This is a genomic window from Asanoa sp. NPDC049573 (assembly GCF_040676615.1).
Taxonomy (GTDB): domain Bacteria; phylum Actinomycetota; class Actinomycetes; order Mycobacteriales; family Micromonosporaceae; genus Asanoa.
Genome location: NZ_JBFAPI010000004.1, coordinates 331,306 through 348,308 on the forward strand (window position 1 = coordinate 331,306; position 17,003 = coordinate 348,308).

13 protein-coding genes and 1 pseudogene are annotated in these 17,003 nt (G+C 71.6%); 5 read left to right on the forward strand and 9 right to left on the reverse strand.

Annotated elements, in window-relative coordinates:
* Positions 1-50: 50 nt before the first annotated feature.
* Positions 51-422, reverse strand: coding sequence for a hypothetical protein (locus AB0J74_RS11615; protein WP_363447237.1), 372 nt, complete (start codon positions 420-422; stop codon positions 51-53).
* Between the two features lie 42 nt (positions 423-464).
* On the opposite strand from AB0J74_RS11615, the gene AB0J74_RS11620 reads away from it, so the two are divergent.
* Complete coding sequence (locus AB0J74_RS11620) at positions 465-1,031, forward strand: cadmium resistance transporter (RefSeq protein WP_363447240.1); 567 nt, start codon at positions 465-467, stop codon at positions 1,029-1,031.
* Between the two features lie 167 nt (positions 1,032-1,198).
* On the opposite strand, the gene AB0J74_RS11625 is transcribed toward AB0J74_RS11620, so the two are convergent.
* A complete protein-coding gene (locus AB0J74_RS11625; RefSeq protein ID WP_363447241.1) occupies positions 1,199-2,092 on the reverse strand; it encodes an aldo/keto reductase in 894 nt (297 codons plus the stop codon).
* 225 nt (positions 2,093-2,317) lie between these two features.
* Here AB0J74_RS11625 and AB0J74_RS11630 point away from each other — a divergent pair, with 225 nt between their 5' ends.
* Positions 2,318-3,790: an alpha/beta hydrolase gene (locus tag AB0J74_RS11630; RefSeq protein ID WP_363447243.1), complete on the forward strand. Its 1,473-nt coding sequence runs from the start codon at positions 2,318-2,320 to the stop codon at positions 3,788-3,790.
* A gap of 29 nt (positions 3,791-3,819) precedes the next feature.
* On the opposite strand, the gene AB0J74_RS11635 is transcribed toward AB0J74_RS11630, so the two are convergent.
* From AB0J74_RS11635 to AB0J74_RS11655, 5 genes are all read right to left on the reverse strand, one after another.
* Complete coding sequence (locus AB0J74_RS11635; protein WP_363447245.1) at positions 3,820-4,338, reverse strand: 2'-5' RNA ligase family protein; 519 nt, start codon at positions 4,336-4,338, stop codon at positions 3,820-3,822.
* A 2-nt stretch (positions 4,339-4,340) separates the two neighbouring features.
* Positions 4,341-5,951, reverse strand: coding sequence for a SpoIIE family protein phosphatase (locus AB0J74_RS11640; RefSeq protein ID WP_363447247.1), 1,611 nt, complete (start codon positions 5,949-5,951; stop codon positions 4,341-4,343).
* Between the two features lie 61 nt (positions 5,952-6,012).
* On the reverse strand, positions 6,013-9,921 hold the full coding sequence (locus AB0J74_RS11645; RefSeq protein ID WP_363447250.1) for a ThuA domain-containing protein: 3,909 nt from the start codon (positions 9,919-9,921) through the stop codon (positions 6,013-6,015).
* An 83-nt stretch (positions 9,922-10,004) separates the two neighbouring features.
* Complete coding sequence (locus tag AB0J74_RS11650) at positions 10,005-10,649, reverse strand: DUF1275 family protein (protein ID WP_363447252.1); 645 nt, start codon at positions 10,647-10,649, stop codon at positions 10,005-10,007.
* 265 nt (positions 10,650-10,914) lie between these two features.
* The gene (locus AB0J74_RS11655) at positions 10,915-12,357 is read right to left on the reverse strand and encodes an MFS transporter (RefSeq protein ID WP_363447254.1); all 1,443 of its coding nucleotides are present in this window, start codon (positions 12,355-12,357) and stop codon (positions 10,915-10,917) included.
* Between the two features lie 166 nt (positions 12,358-12,523).
* On the opposite strand from AB0J74_RS11655, the pseudogene AB0J74_RS11660 reads away from it, so the two are divergent.
* The 3 genes and pseudogenes from AB0J74_RS11660 to AB0J74_RS11670 all read left to right on the forward strand — a co-directional run.
* Positions 12,524-13,495, forward strand: a pseudogene (locus AB0J74_RS11660) (glycoside hydrolase family 5 protein); the annotation flags it as partial.
* Between the two features lie 11 nt (positions 13,496-13,506).
* Positions 13,507-15,312, forward strand: a complete 1,806-nt coding sequence (locus AB0J74_RS11665) for a glycoside hydrolase family 15 protein (RefSeq protein WP_363447257.1) — start codon at positions 13,507-13,509, stop codon at positions 15,310-15,312.
* Positions 15,313-15,314: 2 nt separating this feature from the next.
* Positions 15,315-15,800: an MSMEG_6728 family protein gene (locus AB0J74_RS11670; protein WP_363447259.1), complete on the forward strand. Its 486-nt coding sequence runs from the start codon at positions 15,315-15,317 to the stop codon at positions 15,798-15,800.
* On the opposite strand, the gene AB0J74_RS11675 is transcribed toward AB0J74_RS11670, so the two are convergent.
* Positions 15,749-16,213, reverse strand: coding sequence for a hypothetical protein (locus tag AB0J74_RS11675; RefSeq protein ID WP_363447261.1), 465 nt, complete (start codon positions 16,211-16,213; stop codon positions 15,749-15,751). The two genes, AB0J74_RS11670 and AB0J74_RS11675, sit on opposite strands and share 52 nt — an antisense overlap.
* On the reverse strand, positions 16,126-16,998 hold the full coding sequence (locus tag AB0J74_RS11680; RefSeq protein WP_363447264.1) for a hypothetical protein: 873 nt from the start codon (positions 16,996-16,998) through the stop codon (positions 16,126-16,128). The genes AB0J74_RS11675 and AB0J74_RS11680 overlap by 88 nt, the downstream gene beginning before the upstream one ends.
* Between the last annotated feature and the right edge of the window lie 5 nt (positions 16,999-17,003).

Genomic DNA, 17,003 nt, shown 5'->3' on the forward strand with positions numbered 1-17,003 from the left:
CCGGCGGCAGTGGCCTCGGCGGGTAAGGCAGCCGCCGGGGCCGCTGCCCGTCAGGCGGCCTGACCCGGCAGCGCGGCGAGCACCGCTTCGTCGATCTCGCTCGGGTCGAGCCAGCGGTCGAACCGGGCGACCGCCGCGCCGTGGTCGGCGACCCGCACGTAGACGGTGGTGGCGGCGCCCTTCCCGGCGGACCAGACGACGGCGAGCTCGTGGTGCTCGTGCCGGCCCTCGACCACGGCCAGCGACAGCCTCGCCGCGGGCAGCCAGTCGACGCCGTCGGTGCCCGGGTGCAGCCGCCAGCCGGCGCCGTCGGCCCAGCCGCGCAGCGCGGCCCAGCGCCGTGCCGCGGAGCCCTTGCGCCAGGCCGCCACCGCGACACTCGCCGCAACGGCCGCCACCAGGGCGATCAGGGCAAAAGCCACCACCCGAGGGTACGCCGCGCGGCTCGCCGTAGGGTGTGACCGGTGACCGAACTCGCGGCCGCCGCCGGCATTTTCGCCGGCACCAACGTTGACGACCTGCTCGTGCTGACGGTGCTGTTCCTGGCCGCCGCCCGCTCCGGCCGGCCGCGGCCGTGGCAGATCTGGGCCGGCCAGTACGCCGGCATCGCACTGCTGGTCGCGATCTCCGGCGCCGCCGCCCTCGGGCTGACGCTGCTGCCCGATCGCTGGGTCGGGCTGCTCGGGCTGGTGCCGCTGGCCCTCGGCCTGCGCGGCCTGGTATCGGCGTTCCGGGACCGCGGAGCCGACCCGCCGGCGGTCGCGACCGGGTTGGTCTCGGTGACCGCGGTGACCGTCGCCAACGGCGCCGACAACATCGCGGTCTACACGCCCGTGTTCCGCACCGCGGGCATCGGCGGCAGCCTGGTCACGATCGCGGTGTTCGCGGTGCTGACGGCCCTCTGGTGCGCCGCCGCCGGCTGGCTCGGCGGGCACCGGCGGGTGGTCGAGGTGATCGGTCGCTGGGGGCACTGGCTGGTGCCACTGGTGTTCGTCGCGATCGGCCTGACCATCCTGGCCGGCCTGCTGTGACGCCTAGGCCGTGTCCTGTCGGTCATCGTGAGCCGAGACGGAGGCCAGCTGTCGTCTGGTGGTGGCTCGGGGTTGCCGGGATACCGGTGTTGTATCTCGGTGATCCCGAGACGCCGCCAGGCGGCATCTGGGCCCGTCGCAGGCCGCGATGATCGGCAGGACACGGCCTAGGACCAGGGCAGTGCGGAGCGGTGCCGCCAGTAGTCGTCGGGGGTCTCCGCCGCCGGCAGGTTTCCCGAGTCGGTGATCTCCAGCGCCCGCAGGTTGCTGGCGAGTTGGGCGGTGGTGGCGGCGCCGGAGAGCACGACGTCGACCCACGGCTGGGCCAGGGCGTTGGCCAGCACCTCGGCGTCGCGGTCGGCCAGCCGCCCGTTCGCGACCGCCTCCTTGATGATCACGTGCCGGCCCGCGGCGTGCGCCTCCTCCAGCGCCGGGCCGGCCGACGGTTCGAGGGGGTTCCAGGTGGCCTGGACGGCGTTGAACAGCGGCGCCCCGTCGACCTCGACGGCCAGCGCGGTGCGGATCGCCTCGGCCTGCCGCGCACCGCTGGTCGAGATCCCGATCGTCACGCCGCGGGACGCCAGGTCGGCGAGGTGGCGGTGCAGGACCGGGTCGGTGAGCGCGGAACTGTCCGGCGTGACGGAGTGGATCTGGTAGAGGTCGAGCCGCTCACCGAAGAGGGCCCGACTCTCGGCGACCTGCCGCTCGAACGTGGCGACGCCGTGGTCCTTGGTCTCGTGGACCTTCGCGTCGACCCGCCACCCGGCGACGTAGGTGTAGCCCCACTTCGACCCGACCACCACGTCGGGCCGGTCGTCGAGCCAGCTGGCCAGGAACTCCTCGGCCCGGCCGTAGGAGCGGGCGGCGTCGAAGTAGCGCATCCCGCTGGCGTACGCCGCGTCGAGCACGTCGTGGGTGCGCCGCCGCATGGCCTCGACGGTGCGCTCGGCCGGCAGGTCCCGGTCGCGCCCGAGGTTGATGTAGCCCGGCCGCCCCAGGGCGGCGAGCCCCAGCCCGATCCGGTGCGCCGGCACGCTCAGATCCAGTCGATCAAATCCCACCCGGACAGCATGCACCCCGCGGTGACGGCAGCCCGGCAACGGCGGGCAAAGTCACGGTCGCTTCGGCCCCGCGAACGTGAAGGAGACTCGCGGACGTGGGCTGCTCGGTAGCCTATGTGGAGTTTGTCACCGTTGGACGGGGGGCGTATGGCCGCGATCAGACGTGCTCGTTTCCGGCTCCGCACGGCTTCGGCCGTGGCGGCCGCCGGCCTCTTGGCGCTGTCCGTGGGGGCCCGGGGGGCGGCGGCGTCGGACGGCCCACCCGACGAGGAGGGCGGCATCGCCTGGACGGCCTGCGACGGGCTGGACGAGCGCTTCGAGTGCGCCCGGGTGCGGGTCCCGCTCGACTGGAACCAGCCCGACGGCGAGCAGATCGAGCTCGCGGTGATGAAGCACCTCGCGAGCCGGCCCGAGGAGCGGATCGGCTCGATGTTCGTCAATCCCGGCGGGCCCGGCCAGAGCGGCGTCGGCCTCGTCCGCGACAGCGGCGACGACATCGACGCGTGGGGCGGCGGCCGCTTCGACCTGGTCGGCTGGGACCCGCGCGGCACCAACGACAGCACCCCGGTGCGCTGCTTCACCAGCGACGCCGAGCGCGACGAGTTCTGGGCCGGCGTGTCCGTCCCAGACACGCCGGCGGAATCGGCCGCGTACGAGCAGAAGACCCTCGATCTCGCCAAGCGCTGCGGTGAGGTGAGCGGCGACCTGCTCTCGCACATCACCACCGCGGACACCGCGCGCGACCTCGAGCGGCTGCGCGGCCTCGTCGGAGACGAGCGGCTCACCTACCTCGGCCTGTCCTACGGCACCTTCATCGGGCAGACCTACGCCAACCTGTTCCCCGGCCGGGTGCGTGCGATGCTGCTGGACGGCCTGATCGACCCGGTCGACTCCAGCACCAGCGAAGAAGCCAACATCGCCAACGGCGTCTCGTCCGCCGACGAGGTCTTCGAGCAGTTCATGATCGCCTGCCAGAACGCCTCCCCCGGCGAATGCGCGCTCGCCGGGCACGACGAGCCGGTCAAGGACCGGGTCGCGGCGCTGTTCGAGCGGGCCCGCCAGACGCCCATCCCGGCACCGGGAGCCGACCCGCCCGGCGAGCTGAGCTACGGCGACCTGCAGGTCTCGACCTTCAACCCGCTGCGGCTCCCGCTCACCTGGCCCCAGTTCGCGGAAGACCTCGACGCCGCCGCCGAGGGCGACGCGTCGGCGCTGTTGACGGCCGCGCGGGCACTCCAGTCACCGGTCGGCATGATCGCCTCGACCACCTCGGCGGCGATCTCCTGCGCCGACGCCCCGGCCCGGGTCCCGGTGTCGGAGTGGCCCGAGCAGATCGCCCGGTTCACCGACGCGGGCAAGCTGTGGGGCTCGGTGCTGGGCTGGTGGCTGTGGGCGCCGTGCGCGTCGAACTGGCCGGCCCAGGCGCCCGGCCGCTACACGGGCCCGTGGAACGCCACGACCGAGAACCCGATCCTGCTGATGGGCGCCCGCTACGACCCCGGCACCCCCTACCGGAACGCCGTCTCGGCCGAGCAGCGCCTGGGCAACGCGGTCCTGGTCACCCTGAACGGGTACGGCCACCCGAGCTACCAGGTGCCCAGCACGTGCCTGGACGAGATCCGCGAGCACTACCTGGTCGACCTGGTCACCCCGGCCAAGGGCACGGTCTGCCAGCCCGACGAGGCGCCGTTCTCCTGACCGCGTCGACATCGCGCATCCGCCGCCGGTCAGCCCGGCAACGGGTGCGCGATGTCGTTCGCGTGGTCGGTGACCGACGCGCCGGTCACCGTCGCGCGCAGGGGCAGGATTTCCAGACAGCGGCGTACGGCCGCGCCCATCAGCGGGTTCGGCACCCGGAGCGAGACGGTGCAGTGCGGGATCCAGCGGCCCGGCCGGTATTGGTCCCAGACCTCGACGCCGCCCGCCGCGAGGCGGTCGTGCACCGCCCGGTGCCGGTCGAGCAGCGCGGCCGTCGGTGTGACGCCGAGCCAGAGCACCCGCCCGACGAACTGGCCGACGAAGTCGAGGTCGAGCGCCAGGCCGCGGCCGACCGGGGCATCGCCGAGCGCCGCCGCCACCGCGTCCGGCGACAACCGGCTCGCCGCCGCCAGCGAGACGTGCGGGCGGTGTTTCGAGTCCTGCAGAGACGCCAGCGTCGGGATGCCCTCGGCCTCCAGCGCCTGCCACAGTGCCCGCAACCGCCGGGTGGCATCGGTGTCGAGGTAGAGCTCGAGCGCGGCGACCAAGGTCAGCGGGCCGCCCTGATCCGGACCAGGGTGCCGGCCGGGCCGCTCTCGATGTGCAGGTCGTGGCTCGTCTGCTGGGCGATCCACAGGCCCATGCCGCCAGTCGGCGACGGGGTCGGGCGCTCCTGACGGGTCAGGTAGTCGGCGGCCGGGAAGCCGGTGCCGCGGTCGCGGACCTCGCAGACCAGGTCGTCACCGGCGGAGATGACGCGGAGCCGGCCGGCGCCGCCGCCGTGCCGGATCGCGTTGGTCATCACCTCGTTGACGGCCGCGATGAAGTCGTCGGCGGTCTCTTCGGCCATGCCGTGGCGCGCCGACTCGTCGGCGACCCGGCGGCGCAGCGCCGCCACCCCCGCCCGGTCGAAACCGGTGTCGACGAGCACCACCGGCTCGGGCGGCGCCGGCGGGCCGAGCCGGCGGATCGCCAGCAGCGCGGTGTCGTCGCTGGGCCGCTCCTCCCCCACGGTCAGCATCAGCGCGGTGCAGACCTCGTCGGGCTCCCCGGGCCAGACGGTGGCGCGCAGCCGCTCGAGGCCGACGTCGATCGACTCGCTGCGGCGCTCGATCAGGCCGTCGGTGTAGCAGACCAGCAGCGCGCCGGGCGGGAAGTCGACCACGGTGGTGCGTCGTCCGGTGGCCGGCCGGCCCATGCCGAGCGGGACGTCGGTCGGTGCCGGCAGCAACTCGGCGTTGCCGGCCGAAGACACCAGCACCGGCAAGGGATGCCCGGCCACCGAGAGGTGGATCCGGTCGCGCTCCGGCGGGATCATCGCGTAGACCACGGTGGCCAGGTTGCCGGTCTCGAAGTGGTGCACCTTCGCGTCGAGGTGCTGCAGCGCGTCGGCAGGGTCGGCACAGACCAGGGCGTAGGCCCGCAGCGCGCTGCGCAGCCGGCCCATCACCACCGCCGACTGGAGGCCGTGGCCGGAGACGTCGCCGACCACCACGCCGAGCCAGCCGGACGGGAGGGTGAACACGTCATACCAGTCGCCGCCGACGCCGGAGTCGTGGCCGGGCAGGTAGCGGGCCGCCATCTCCACGCCGGCCACCTCGGCCAGCGCGGTCGGCAGCAGGCTGCGCTGGAGCGCGAGGGCGGTGGTGCGGTCGATGTTGCCGGCGCGGCTGTGTGTGGCCACGCTGGCCCGGTCGGCGACCATCTCCAGCAGGCGCACGTCCTCGGAGGTGAACGCGCGCGGAGCGTTGCTGCCGACGTGGAGCACACCGGCGAGCTCGCCGCCGCCGAAGATCGGGACGCCGAGGACCGAACGGACCTCGCGGCCCCGCACCAGCGGGCTGGTGTCGCCGTCGAGGGTGACGTCGTCGATCACCATCGGCCGCCGGTCGCGGGCGATCCGGCCGGCGAAGCCCCGCCCGATCGGCAGCCGCAGCCCTTCCTGGAAGTCGTCGCCGAGCCCCATGGCGGCGGTGGCGACCAGTTGCCGGGCGTGGGCGTCGAGCAGCAGGATCACCGCGGTGTCGACCCCGAGCAGGTCACGGACGCGGTCGAGCAGCTCGGCCAGCAGGTCGTCGACGTCGAGCCGGGAGAGGGCGGCGTCGGTGACGGCCTCGAGCCGCCGGAGCCGCTCATCGCTGTCGGTTGCCGCATCGATCACCCGAACAGCGTAAACCCGGAGGCGGTGGGGAGTGCCAGCCCGGCACTCCCCACCAGGTCGGTCAGCTTCCGAACACTTCCAGGTTGAACAGGGAGTAGCCGTACGCCGTACCCCGCGCGGTGCCGTTGATCCGCACGTAGCGGCCGCTGGCGTCGAGCCCGGTGTTGTCGTCCTCGCCGCCGTTGCCACCGGTCACGGACCGCACGGTGGTCCAGGTGGTGCCGTTCGGCGAGGTCTGTATCTGGTACGCCGATCCGTAGGCGGCCTCCCAGAGCAGCCGGACCCGGCTGATCGAGTAGGTCTGCCCCAGGTCGACCTGGATCCACTGCGGGTCGCCGAACGCGCTCGACCAGCGGGTCGTGGTCGACGCGTCCACCGCCAGCGAGGCCGGGAACGCCGCGCTCTCCACGCTCGAGGCCGTCGCCGGCTTGCCCTGCGCCACGTTGGTCGCCGCCGGCGGCTGGCCGCCACCGCCGTAGACCTCGAAGGAGAACAGCGAGTAGCCCCAGGCCGTGCCGCGCGCGGTGCCGTAGATCCGGACGTACCGGCCACTGGCATTCAGACCGGTGTTGTCGTCCTCGCCACCGTTGCCACCGGTGATCGTCCGCGCGACGGTCCAGGTGGTGCCGTTGGTCGAGGTCTCGATCCGGTAGGCGGACCCGTACGCGGCCTCCCACTGGAGCCGCACGCGGTCGATCGCGTACGTCTGCCCGAGGTCGACCTGGATCCACTGCGGGTCGGCGAACGCGCTGGCCCAGCGGGTGGTGGCCGAGGCGTCCACGGCCGCCGACGCCGGGTAGGCGTCGGCCTCGACGCTCGACGCCGTCGCCGGCTTGTTGAGCGCCAGGTTCGTGCCGGTCGGCGGGGTGCCGCCGGAGGTGAAGGTGAACGAGTCGACGTTGAACAACGCCGCTCCGCCACCGCCGGTGAACACCAGGAACAGCGGCCCGGACCCGCTGGGCGCGGTGATCGTGCCGGACACGTCGGCGAACGTGTCGAACGATCCGGTCGCCGCCACCGTGGCCGTGCCGACCACCGCGCCGGTGGCCGAGCCGGACCGGATGGTGATCGTGCCCCCACCGCCGGCCGGTGCCGACACCCGGGCGGTGAACCCGGTCGCGAGCCCCGACAGGTAGTACGGATTGAAGGAGATCCAGTCACCGTTGCCGATGTTGCCGACCGCGCTGCCACCCTGGGCCGCCGCCGACGTCACGATGCTGACGCCCTGCTGGTTGCCGAAGTGCTCGGCCTGGCGCTGCCTGGGTTGCAGGACCACTGGGGTCGCGTTGATCGCCGTCGTCGATCCCGGCGGCGTGTAGGCGGCGTTGATGATCCCGAAGATGTTCGACGAGGCGTCGTGCTCGCCGTCGACGGTTGTCTGGATGGAACCGGTGCAACCGGTCCCGTTCGTGATCGGGTGGCCGTGCGAGTCGTGCCCGAGCACGTAGGTCACCGTGACCCGGGAACAGTCGATGGTCGGGTTGGCCGGGTCGGTGACGTTGACCGTGAACGGCACCTGGTCACCGAAGCTGAACAGCCGGCCGGGTTGCGGCAACGAGACGCTGATCGTCGGTCCGCCGACGCCGATCACCACGCTGGCCGTCGCGGTCGCGCCGGACGGGTCGCGCACGGTCAACGTGGCCGTGTACTGCCCGTTGGCGGTGTAGGTGAACGACGGGTTGGCCGCCGTCGAGTCGACCGAGCCGTTCGTCTGGAAGTCCCAGGCATAGGTCAGCGGGTTCCCGTCGGGGTCGGTGGAGCCGGCCGACGAGAACTGCACGGTCAGTGGCGCGGTGCCACCGGTCGGGCTGCCCGACGCCACCGCCACGGGCGGCCGGTTGCCGCCGGTGACCTGGTATTCGATCCGGTAGACGGCCGAGTTGGCGTCGCCGCCGAACCAGCCGGTGCCGTAGTCGAGCACGTAGAGCGCGCCGTCGGGCCCGAACTCGTAGTCCATCACCTGGGTCCCGGTCCACGGGAAGTTGGTGATGGTGCCCGGCGTGCCGTTCGCGTTGATGTTGATCGTCTTGATGAACCGGCGGCCGAACTCCGTGGCGAAGAACTTCCCGTCGTACGAGGGCGGGAACTTCACCGACGAGTTGAGCCCGGCGTTGTAGCGGTAGACCGCGCCACCCATCGGCGAGAGGCTGCCGCAGCAGATGCCCGGCGGATCCTGCCCGCCGCCGTAGGGCAGCCAACCCGCCCGCGACGCCGGCAGGGTGGTCAGCCCGGTGTTGTTGCGCGAGTTGTTGGTCGGCCCCCCGGTGCAGTTGTAGGGCCCGGCCGACGGTCCACTGGGGAACGTGTACTCCTGGTAGGGGGTGTTGTAGTTGGAGCAGTACGGCCAGCCGTAGTTGCCGGGCTGGGTGATCCGCTCGTAGGCGACGGTGCCGGCCGGCCCCCGGTTGGGGTCGGCGGTGCCCGCGTCCGGCCCGTAATCACCGAGGTAGACGATGCCGGTGGCCTTGTCGACGCTCATCCGGAACGGGTTCCGGAAGCCCATCGCGTACACCTCGGGCCTGGTGTTGGGGGTGCCCGGCGCGAACATGTTGCCGGCCGGGATCGTGTAGCCCCCGCCCGCCGACGGCTTGATCCGGAGCACCTTGCCGCGCAGGTCGTTGGTGTTGCCCGCGGAGCGCTGCGCGTCGAAGGCCGGGTTACGGTCGGCCCGCTCGTCGATCGGCGCGTAGCCGCCCGAGTCGAACGGGTTGGTGTCGTCACCGGTCGACAGGTAGAGGTTGCCGGCCGCGTCGAAGTCGATGTCGCCACCGACGTGGCAGCACTGGCCACGGCTGGTCGGCACCTCGAGCACGGTCACCGCCGAGGCCGGGTCGATCGTGTTGTCGGCCCGCACGGTGAACCGGGCCAACCGGTTGACACCGTTGAAGGGCGCGAACTGCGCCGCCGTGCCGGTGGTCGGCGAGTCACCGGCCGGAGTGGACAGTGGTGGCGCGAAATAGAGATAGACCCAGCGGTTGGTCGCGAACGCCGGGTCGGCCTTGATGCTCTGCAGGCCCTCTTCGTCGTGCGTGTAGACCGGCAGGGTCAGGGCCACCTTGGTGTTGCCGGCCGCGTCGGTGTAGCGCACGACGCCGTCGCGCGAGGTGTGCAGCACGCCCCGGTCGGGCAACACGGTCAGGCCCATCGGCTCGCCGGTCTCGGCGACGCCCTTGGCCAGCGTCACCTGTGCGAAGCTGCCCGGCGGGTCGACCGGTCCGGAGCCGACCGAACAGTTGCCGGTGCCCTGAGCCGCGTACCGGATGCCGCCCAGCAGGTGGGTCCGGAAGTTGGCCTCGGTGTAGCTCTCCTGGGTGTGTCCCAGGCCCGAATACCAGGTGCGGCCGCCGTCGTAGGCCCGGCACCAGGCGATCGGGTGGTCGCCCATGCCGCCGCCGGTGTAGGTCGACTCGTCGAGGTTGGCCAGCACGTGCACGTTGGGGCGGGGGTTGGTGCGATAGCTGTAGAGCTCGTCGGTGCGCACCCAGTTGGTCGGCAGTTCGGCCGTCGACGGGTGGCTGCCGTCTTCGATCCGGACGGTCACCTGCTGGATCGCCGGGTGCTGCAGGAAGTAGGCGCCGACCAGGTTCCCGTACCAGGGCCAGTCGTATTCGGTGTCGGCCGCCGCGTGGATGCCCGCGTAGCCGCCGCCGGCACGGACGTATCCCTCGAAAGCGGTCTGCTGTGCGGCGTTGAGCACGTCGCCGGTGGTGGACAGGAAGATGACGGCCTGGAAGCGGGCCAGGTTGGCGGTCGTGAACTGGTTGGCGTCTTCGGTGGCCTCGACAGTGAAGTTGTTCTGCGCGCCCAGTTGCTGGATCGCGGCGATGCCCGCCGGGATCGAGTCGTGCCGGAACCCCGCCGTTTTGCTGAAGACCAGCACGGAGAAGTCGGCTGCGAGAGCGGGTGTCGCCGGTATTCCGACGAGTGCCGCTGCCACCAGGGCGACGCAGAGCAGCGCTCTGCGCAACATGATCGGACCTTTCTCATGGGGACGGTCATGAAGCGTGCGCCGACCACGCCGTGCCCACACGATGGCCGATAGAGCGCTCTCCGTCAATCCCCTTCGATGTCTCCGAGGGCCCCGGCGATGATCGCGACCAGCAGGAAGCACAATGCCAGCACGGGTACGGACCAGCGTGCGGCGTGCATCAACGCGGCGGCGACGGTGGCACCGGCGCACAGCGCGCCCAGCTGTCCGAAGGCGACCGCCCGGGTGCCGCGCTTGCCGGTCACCAGGTCGTGCAGCGCGGTGGTGAGGGTGCCGGTCATGTAGGTGGTCGACTCGTGCAGCCAACTCGCGACGACGCTCTGGGTGCCCATCGCCAGGCCCGCGGCGGCGAGCAGCAGCAGCGCGGTCTCCCGGTCGGGCCGGCTGCCGGTCGCGATCCAGCCGCCGGTCAGCACGCCGAGCAGGGCGAGTTCGATGACCAGGTGGCCGGGCCAGCGGAACCGCGGGATGGCCTGGGCGGTCAGCACCCCGGCGGTGTAGCCGCCGATCGCGACGGCGGCCGGCGCGAACACGTGGTCGTCGGCGCTGCCGATGCCGTTGCCGGCGGTGACCAGGTTGCCGGTGATGATGCTGGCGAACGCGCCACCCAGGCCGGCGATGGCGAGCAGGTCGACCGCGCCGGCGCAGGCGGCAAGACTGAGCGAGGTGACCCGGCGCCCGCCGCGCCGGGCCAACCTCGCCAGCACCACAGGCCCCACCGTACCCACGAATTGGGATTAAGGGGTAAAAACGACAAACCAACCAGGGTGGAGCCCGCCGCCACGGCCGGCGGGACGGCGCGGGCCGTGGCGACGAGCACCCCGACGGCCGCCAGCGGGCGCGTGGGCAGCCCGAACTGTAGGTACCGGTGATCGCCGACAGGCGAACCTTAAGTCGAACGTAACCAGGCTTTACAGATCATTCCGGCGGCTATCGCGACGCGCGCCGCGGATAACCGAAATTCCGGCCGGAGTTTTACGCCGTTTCGGCGACCGCGGGGACCTCCTGCGCGGCCGGGGCGGCCTGACGGGGCAGCAGGAACGCGGCGATCGCGATGACGACCGCCACGATCAGCACGCCGATGAACACGTGATGCACGGCCGGGACCAACCGCGCGGGGTCGGCGTCGCTGCCCTGGAGGGTGGCGTTGGCGACCGCGCCGAAGATCGCGGTGCCCAGCGCGCTGCCCATCGAGCGCAGGAACATGTTGTTGCCGGTGACCACCCCCCGCTCCTTCCAGCCGACGCTCGACTGGGAGGCGATCAGCGTCGGGCTGACCGTGAGGCCCATCCCGAAACCGATCACCAGGCACGTCGCGCCGACCTGCCAGACGCTGGTGCCACCGTCGAACAGGAGCAGCAGCGCGCAGCCGAGCAGGATGATCGACGAACCGGTCATCGCGCAGGCCCGGAACCCGAACCGCAGGTAGAACCGGCCCGACTGGGAGGCGGCGATCGGCCAGCCCAGCGTCAGCGCGGCCAGGGCGAGCCCGGCGACCAGCGGGCCGACACCGATCACCACCTGGGCGTACGTCGGCACGTAGGAGCTGAGGCCGAGCAGCACCGCGCCCGCGCCGGCGGATACCGTCCCGCTGGCCAGCAGCAGCCGGCGGCGGAACACCCACAGCGGCAGCACCGGCTCACTGGTGCGGCGCTCGACCAGCAGGAACGCGCCGAGCAGCAGCGCGCCGCCGCCCAGGATCGCGACGCTGGTCGGCGAGTCCCAGGCCCACGACTGGCCGCCTTCGAGCACGCCGAGGATGACCAGCGTGAGGCCGGCGGTCAGCAGCACCGCGCCCGGATAGTCGATCACCGGGCGGGCCGGCGTGCGGCGCTCGTGGTAGCTGCGCATGATCATCCAGCCGGCGAGCAGGCAGAGCGGCAGGTTGACGAAGAAGATCCAGCGCCACGAGACGTACTCGCTGAACACCCCGCCCAGCGTCGGGCCGACGACCGAGGAGATGCCCCAGACGCTGGCCACGTACCCCTGGACCTTGGCCCTTTCCTGCAGTGTGTAGATGTCGCCGACGATGGTGATGGTGGCCGGTGCGATGGCGCCGGCGCCGAGCCCCTGCACCACGCGGAAGACGATCAGCAGGGTCATGCTGGTCGCGAACCCGCATAGCAGCGAGCCGACCAGGAACACCCCGATGCCCCACAGGATGACCGGCTTGCGGCCGAACAGGTCGGCCAGCTTGCCGTAGACCGGCACGGTGACCGCCTGGGCCAGCAGGTAGATCGAGAACAACCAGGGGAACTGGGCGAATCCGCCGATGTCGTCGACCACGGACGGTACGGCGGTCGCGATGATGGTGGAATCGATGGCGACCAGGGCGGTGGACAGCATCACCGCGGCGAGGACCGGTCCGCGTTCGGAGCGGAACCCGACGCCACTGTGTACGGCGGAGGCAGCAGGCACGTTTTCCCACAATCCACCCGGATGAGTGACAGCACCAGGGTGTGAACGATCACTCCGGCCGACACGTGATCACCTTCATGTCATGAACTCCCTGCTACTGGCCGTTGTCACGGCGTTGACTGTCGGTATCGGACCCGCGACCGTCCCCTCCGCGGCGGAGCCGGCCGCACCCGAGGCGGCCACCCCGGTCAGCACCAACGGCGCGCTGCACGTGTGCGGCATCCGCCTGTGCAACCGCTACGGCCAGCAGGTGCAACTGCGCGGCATGTCGACACACGGGATCCAGTGGTACGCCAACTGCGTCAACGCCAAGTCACTGGACGTGCTGGCCAAGGACTGGCAGGCCGATGTGCTGCGGGTCTCGATGTACGTCCAGGAGGACGGCTACGCCAGCGACCCGCGGAAGTTCACCGAACTCGTCGACGACTACGTCGACCTGGCCACCGAGCGCGGCCTGTACGTCATCGTCGACTGGCACATCCTCGAACCGGGCGACCCGAAGGCCAACCTGACCCGGGCCCGTACGTTCTTCAACGAGATCGCCATGCGGCACCGGACGGCCGACAACATCCTCTACGAGATCGCCAACGAGCCCAGCGGCGTCTCGTGGCGCCGGATCCGCACGTATGCCGAGGACGTGATCCCGGTGATCCGGGCGCAGGACCCGGACGCGGTGGTGCTGGTCGGCACCCGGGCCTGGTCGTCGCTGGGCGTGTCGGAAGACGCGGACGAGCGCGAGGTGGTGCGCGACCCGGTGCGGGCGACCAACGTGATGTACACGTTCCACTTCTACGCGGCCTCGCACGGCCACCAGTATCTGGACACCCTGTCCCGCGCGGCCGACAAGCTGCCGATGTTCGTCACCGAGTTCGGCACGCAGAAATACACCGGCGACGGTGGCAACGACTTCGCCCGCGCCCAGCAGTACCTCGACCTCATGGCCACCAAGCGGATCAGTTGGACCAACTGGAACTGGAGCGACGACAAGCGCTCGGGCGCGGTGTTCACGAAGGGCACCTGCAAGGCCGGGGCGTACGCCGACGCGGCGCGCCTCAAACCGGCCGGCGGGTGGGTGCGCGACCGGATTCGCAGCGGCCGGATCGCGGGTTCCGTACCGGGGGCGCTGGTGGGCGCGTAGCGTCGGAAAAGGTGGATGAGCAGCGATATCTCCCGATCGGCGAGCACGGCCTCATCGGTAACCTGCGAACCGTGGCCCTCGTCGGGACCGACGGCACCATCGACTGGTGCTGCATCCCGCGGTTCGACTCACCCAGCGTGTTCGCCTCTCTCCTCGATCGTGACAAGGGCGGCTGCTTCAGGCTGACCGCCGACGTCGCGGCCACCACGCGGCAGTTCTACTTTCCCGACACCAACGTGTTGATCACCCGTTTCCTCTCGGAGGACGGCGTCGCGGAGATCCAGGACTACATGCCGGTGCCGGCCGACAACGCCGAGACCGACCACCATCGGTTGATCCGCCGGGTCCGGTGCGTACGCGGCGAGCTGCCGTTCCGGGCACACATCGCACCCCGGTTCGACTACGGCCTGCAGCCGCACACGCTGCGCGAGGAGGGCGGCCGGGCCGTCTTCGAGTCGGCGTCGCTGAGCCTGACGCTGCAGTCGACCGCGCCGTTCGAGCTGGTCGACGGCGACGTGCTCAGCTCGTTCCGGCTCAAGCAGGGCGAGTCCGAGGTGTTCTGCCTGGAGCGGACCGACGGCGGCAGCCCGGTCGCCGCCGGCAGCGCCGAAGAGGCCGAGGAGGAGTTCACGGCCACCGTCGCCTACTGGCGGCGCTGGCTGTCGCAGTCGCGCTACCGCGGCCGCTGGCGCGAGGCGGTGCACCGCTCGGCGCTCACCCTCAAGCTGATGACCTACGCACCGTCCGGCGCGATCGTGGCGTCGCCGACCACCAGCCTGCCGGAACGCCTCGGCGGCGGCCGCAACTGGGACTACCGCTACGTCTGGGTGCGCGACGCCGCGTTCTGCACCTACTCGTTGCTGCGCCTCGGCTTCACCGAGGAGGCCGACGCGTTCATGGGCTTCCTCGCCCAGCGGGTGCGGGAGAGTGACGAGGACCCGGAGGGCCCGCTGCAGATCATGTATCGGATCGACGGCAGCGACACGCTCTCCGAGCGCCGCCTCGACCATTTCGAGGGGTACGAGGGTTCCGCGCCGGTGCGGGTCGGCAACGACGCGGTCAACCAGCTCCAGCTCGACATCTACGGCGCGCTGGTCGACTCGATCTACCTCTACAACAAGTGGGGCCAGCCGATCTCCAGCGGTGTCTGGGAGGGCGTGACCACGTTCGTCGAGTGGGTCTGCAAGAACTGGGACCAGCCCGACGAGGGCGTCTGGGAGACCCGCGGCGGGCGGCGCAACTTCCTCTACTCTCGGCTGATGTGCTGGGTCGCCATCGAGCGGGCGATCCGGGTCGCGCACCAGCGCGGCCTGCCGGCCGACCTGGTCCGCTGGGGCCAGGCCCGGGACGCGATCTACCACCAGATCATGGACCGGTTCTGGGACCCCGACCTGCGCGCGTTCGTGCAGCATCGCGACGGACACGTGCTCGACGCGTCGGTGCTGATGATGCCGCTGTCGAAGTTCATCGCGCCGTCGGACCCGCGCTGGCTGAGCACGCTCGATCTGCTCGGCGACACACTGGTCTCCGACTCGCTGGTCTACCGCTACGATCCGCATCTGAGCCCGGACGGCCTGGAGGGCGAAGAGGGCACGATGTCGATCTGCACCTTCTGGTACGTCGAGGCGCTGTCCCGCGCCGGCCGCGTCGACGAGGCGCGGCTCGCGTTCGAAAAGATGATCACTTACGCCAACCACCTCGGCCTGTACGCGGAGCAACTCGGCCCGACCGGCGAGCAGCTCGGCAACTTCCCGCAGGCGTTCACCCACCTGGCGCTGATCAGCGCGGCCTTCAACGTCGACCGCGCGCTCGGCTGACCGTGCAGACCTTCCTGCCGTTCCCGGACTTCGCCCGCTCGGCCGCGGTGCTCGACCCGCCCCGGCTGGGCAAGCAGCGGGTGGAGAACGTGCAGATCCTGCGCGGCCTCACCGTCGCGGGCCACGGCTACCGCCACCACCCGGCGGTCAAGATGTGGGCCGGCTACGAGGAGGCGCTGGTCCGCTACGGCCTGATCGTCGCCGGAGTGTGGACCGCGACCGGCCGCAACGACACCACCGCCGCGACGCTGTCCGCCGACCTGGCGGCCGCCTGCGGCATCACCGCGGTGCGCGACGTGGCCGATCTCCGCGAGGCCGGCGACCTGCCGCCGTGGCTGGGCGACGAGGCGTTCCACCGGTCGCACCAGTCGGCGCTGATCCGCAAGGACGCCGCGCTCTACGGCCCGATCTTCGGCGACGTGCCGCCGGACCTGCCCTACGTCTGGCCGCCGTCGGACCGGCCCAACGGCTGCGTGCCGGCGAGCTGAGCGTCGAGCCAGGCGAACATCCGCTCGTCGGTTAGCGCCCGGCCCAGCGGCTGGCAGTGCAGGTTGGCCCCTTCCTCCGCGGTGAACTCGACCCGGTGCGCGCGGTCGCCCAGCAGGTCGGCGAGCTGTCTGGACTGGCCCGGCCAGAACTGCTCGCCCTCCGGGTCGGTGACCAGGATGGGCGTGCTGATCCGGGCTGCGAGGTCGTCGGTGAGGCGGTACTCGCGTACCTCGTTGAACAGGTCGAACCAGTCCCCCGCGGACCGGTAGGGACGCGACCGGAAGGTGAGGGTGCGGCGCAGCTTCGGCACCACCGTCGCGAACTTCACGTCGCGGTCGAACGCCGCCCGGTCGCCCTTGTCGAGCAGGCCGCGCATGCTCTTGCCGAGCGGTCCGGTCCACGTGGTCGACACGTCCACCACGCCGGGGTCCGCCACCGCGGCCACCAGGCGGTGCTCGAAGGCCAGCGCCCGGGGCAGCCAGTAGCCGCCCTGGCTGATGCCGTAGCCGGTGAGCCGGTCCGGGCGACGTCGGCCCGGCCGACCAGGGCGTCGAGCACCGGGGTCAGCACGGCTTCCCAGTCGGGGCGGAACGAGGTCTTGCGCTCGAAGAGCATCGACTGCTGGCCGGGACCGTCGTAGACGAACGCGTTCCAGCCGCGGGCCACCGCGCCCGCGGCCGCAGCGCTCCACAGGCCGCTGATCGAGCCGTCGCTGCCGTTGGTGACCACCAGGGTCGGCCGGCGGGCGCCGGAGGCGTCGGGCCGCAGCAGGAAGCCCGGCAGGGAGCCGCCCTCGTAGGGGACCTCGAGGCGGACGTGCGCGCCGTCCGAGGCATCGACGAACCCCTCCCAGGCGGTGCGGTGGGCCCGGAAGGCCAGCAGCAGCGCCGGCTCGTCGTCCAGTTCGGACAGCGACTCGACCACGCAGGCCCAGTAGTTGGCCGCACGGAGGAAGGCCGACCCGGCGCCCCGCCGGTCGCCCTGCTCCCGCGAGCGCTCGGCCAGGCCGGCGACCCGGGTGGCGGTCGCCGACCAGGCCGACCGCCAACTGTCTGCGTCGGAGATCCGCTCGATGGTGGCCAGGACCTCGCCGGCGTCGCTCCCGCCGTGCACGGCCCGCCCGAGGATCCCGCGGGCCTGGTAGTCCAGGCCCTTGTCACGGAAGAAGCCCTTCGAGAACGCCGTGTTCGTCGCCATTGCCT

Bases quoted from the DNA above. Each gene is read 5' to 3' on its own strand.
- AB0J74_RS11645 (WP_363447250.1), bottom strand. From the start codon at position 9,921: ATGTTGCGCAGAGCGCTGCTCTGCGTCGCCCTGGTGGCAGCGGCACTC.
- AB0J74_RS11680 (WP_363447264.1), bottom strand. From the start codon at position 16,998: ATGGCGACGAACACGGCGTTCTCGAAGGGCTTCTTCCGTGACAAGGGC.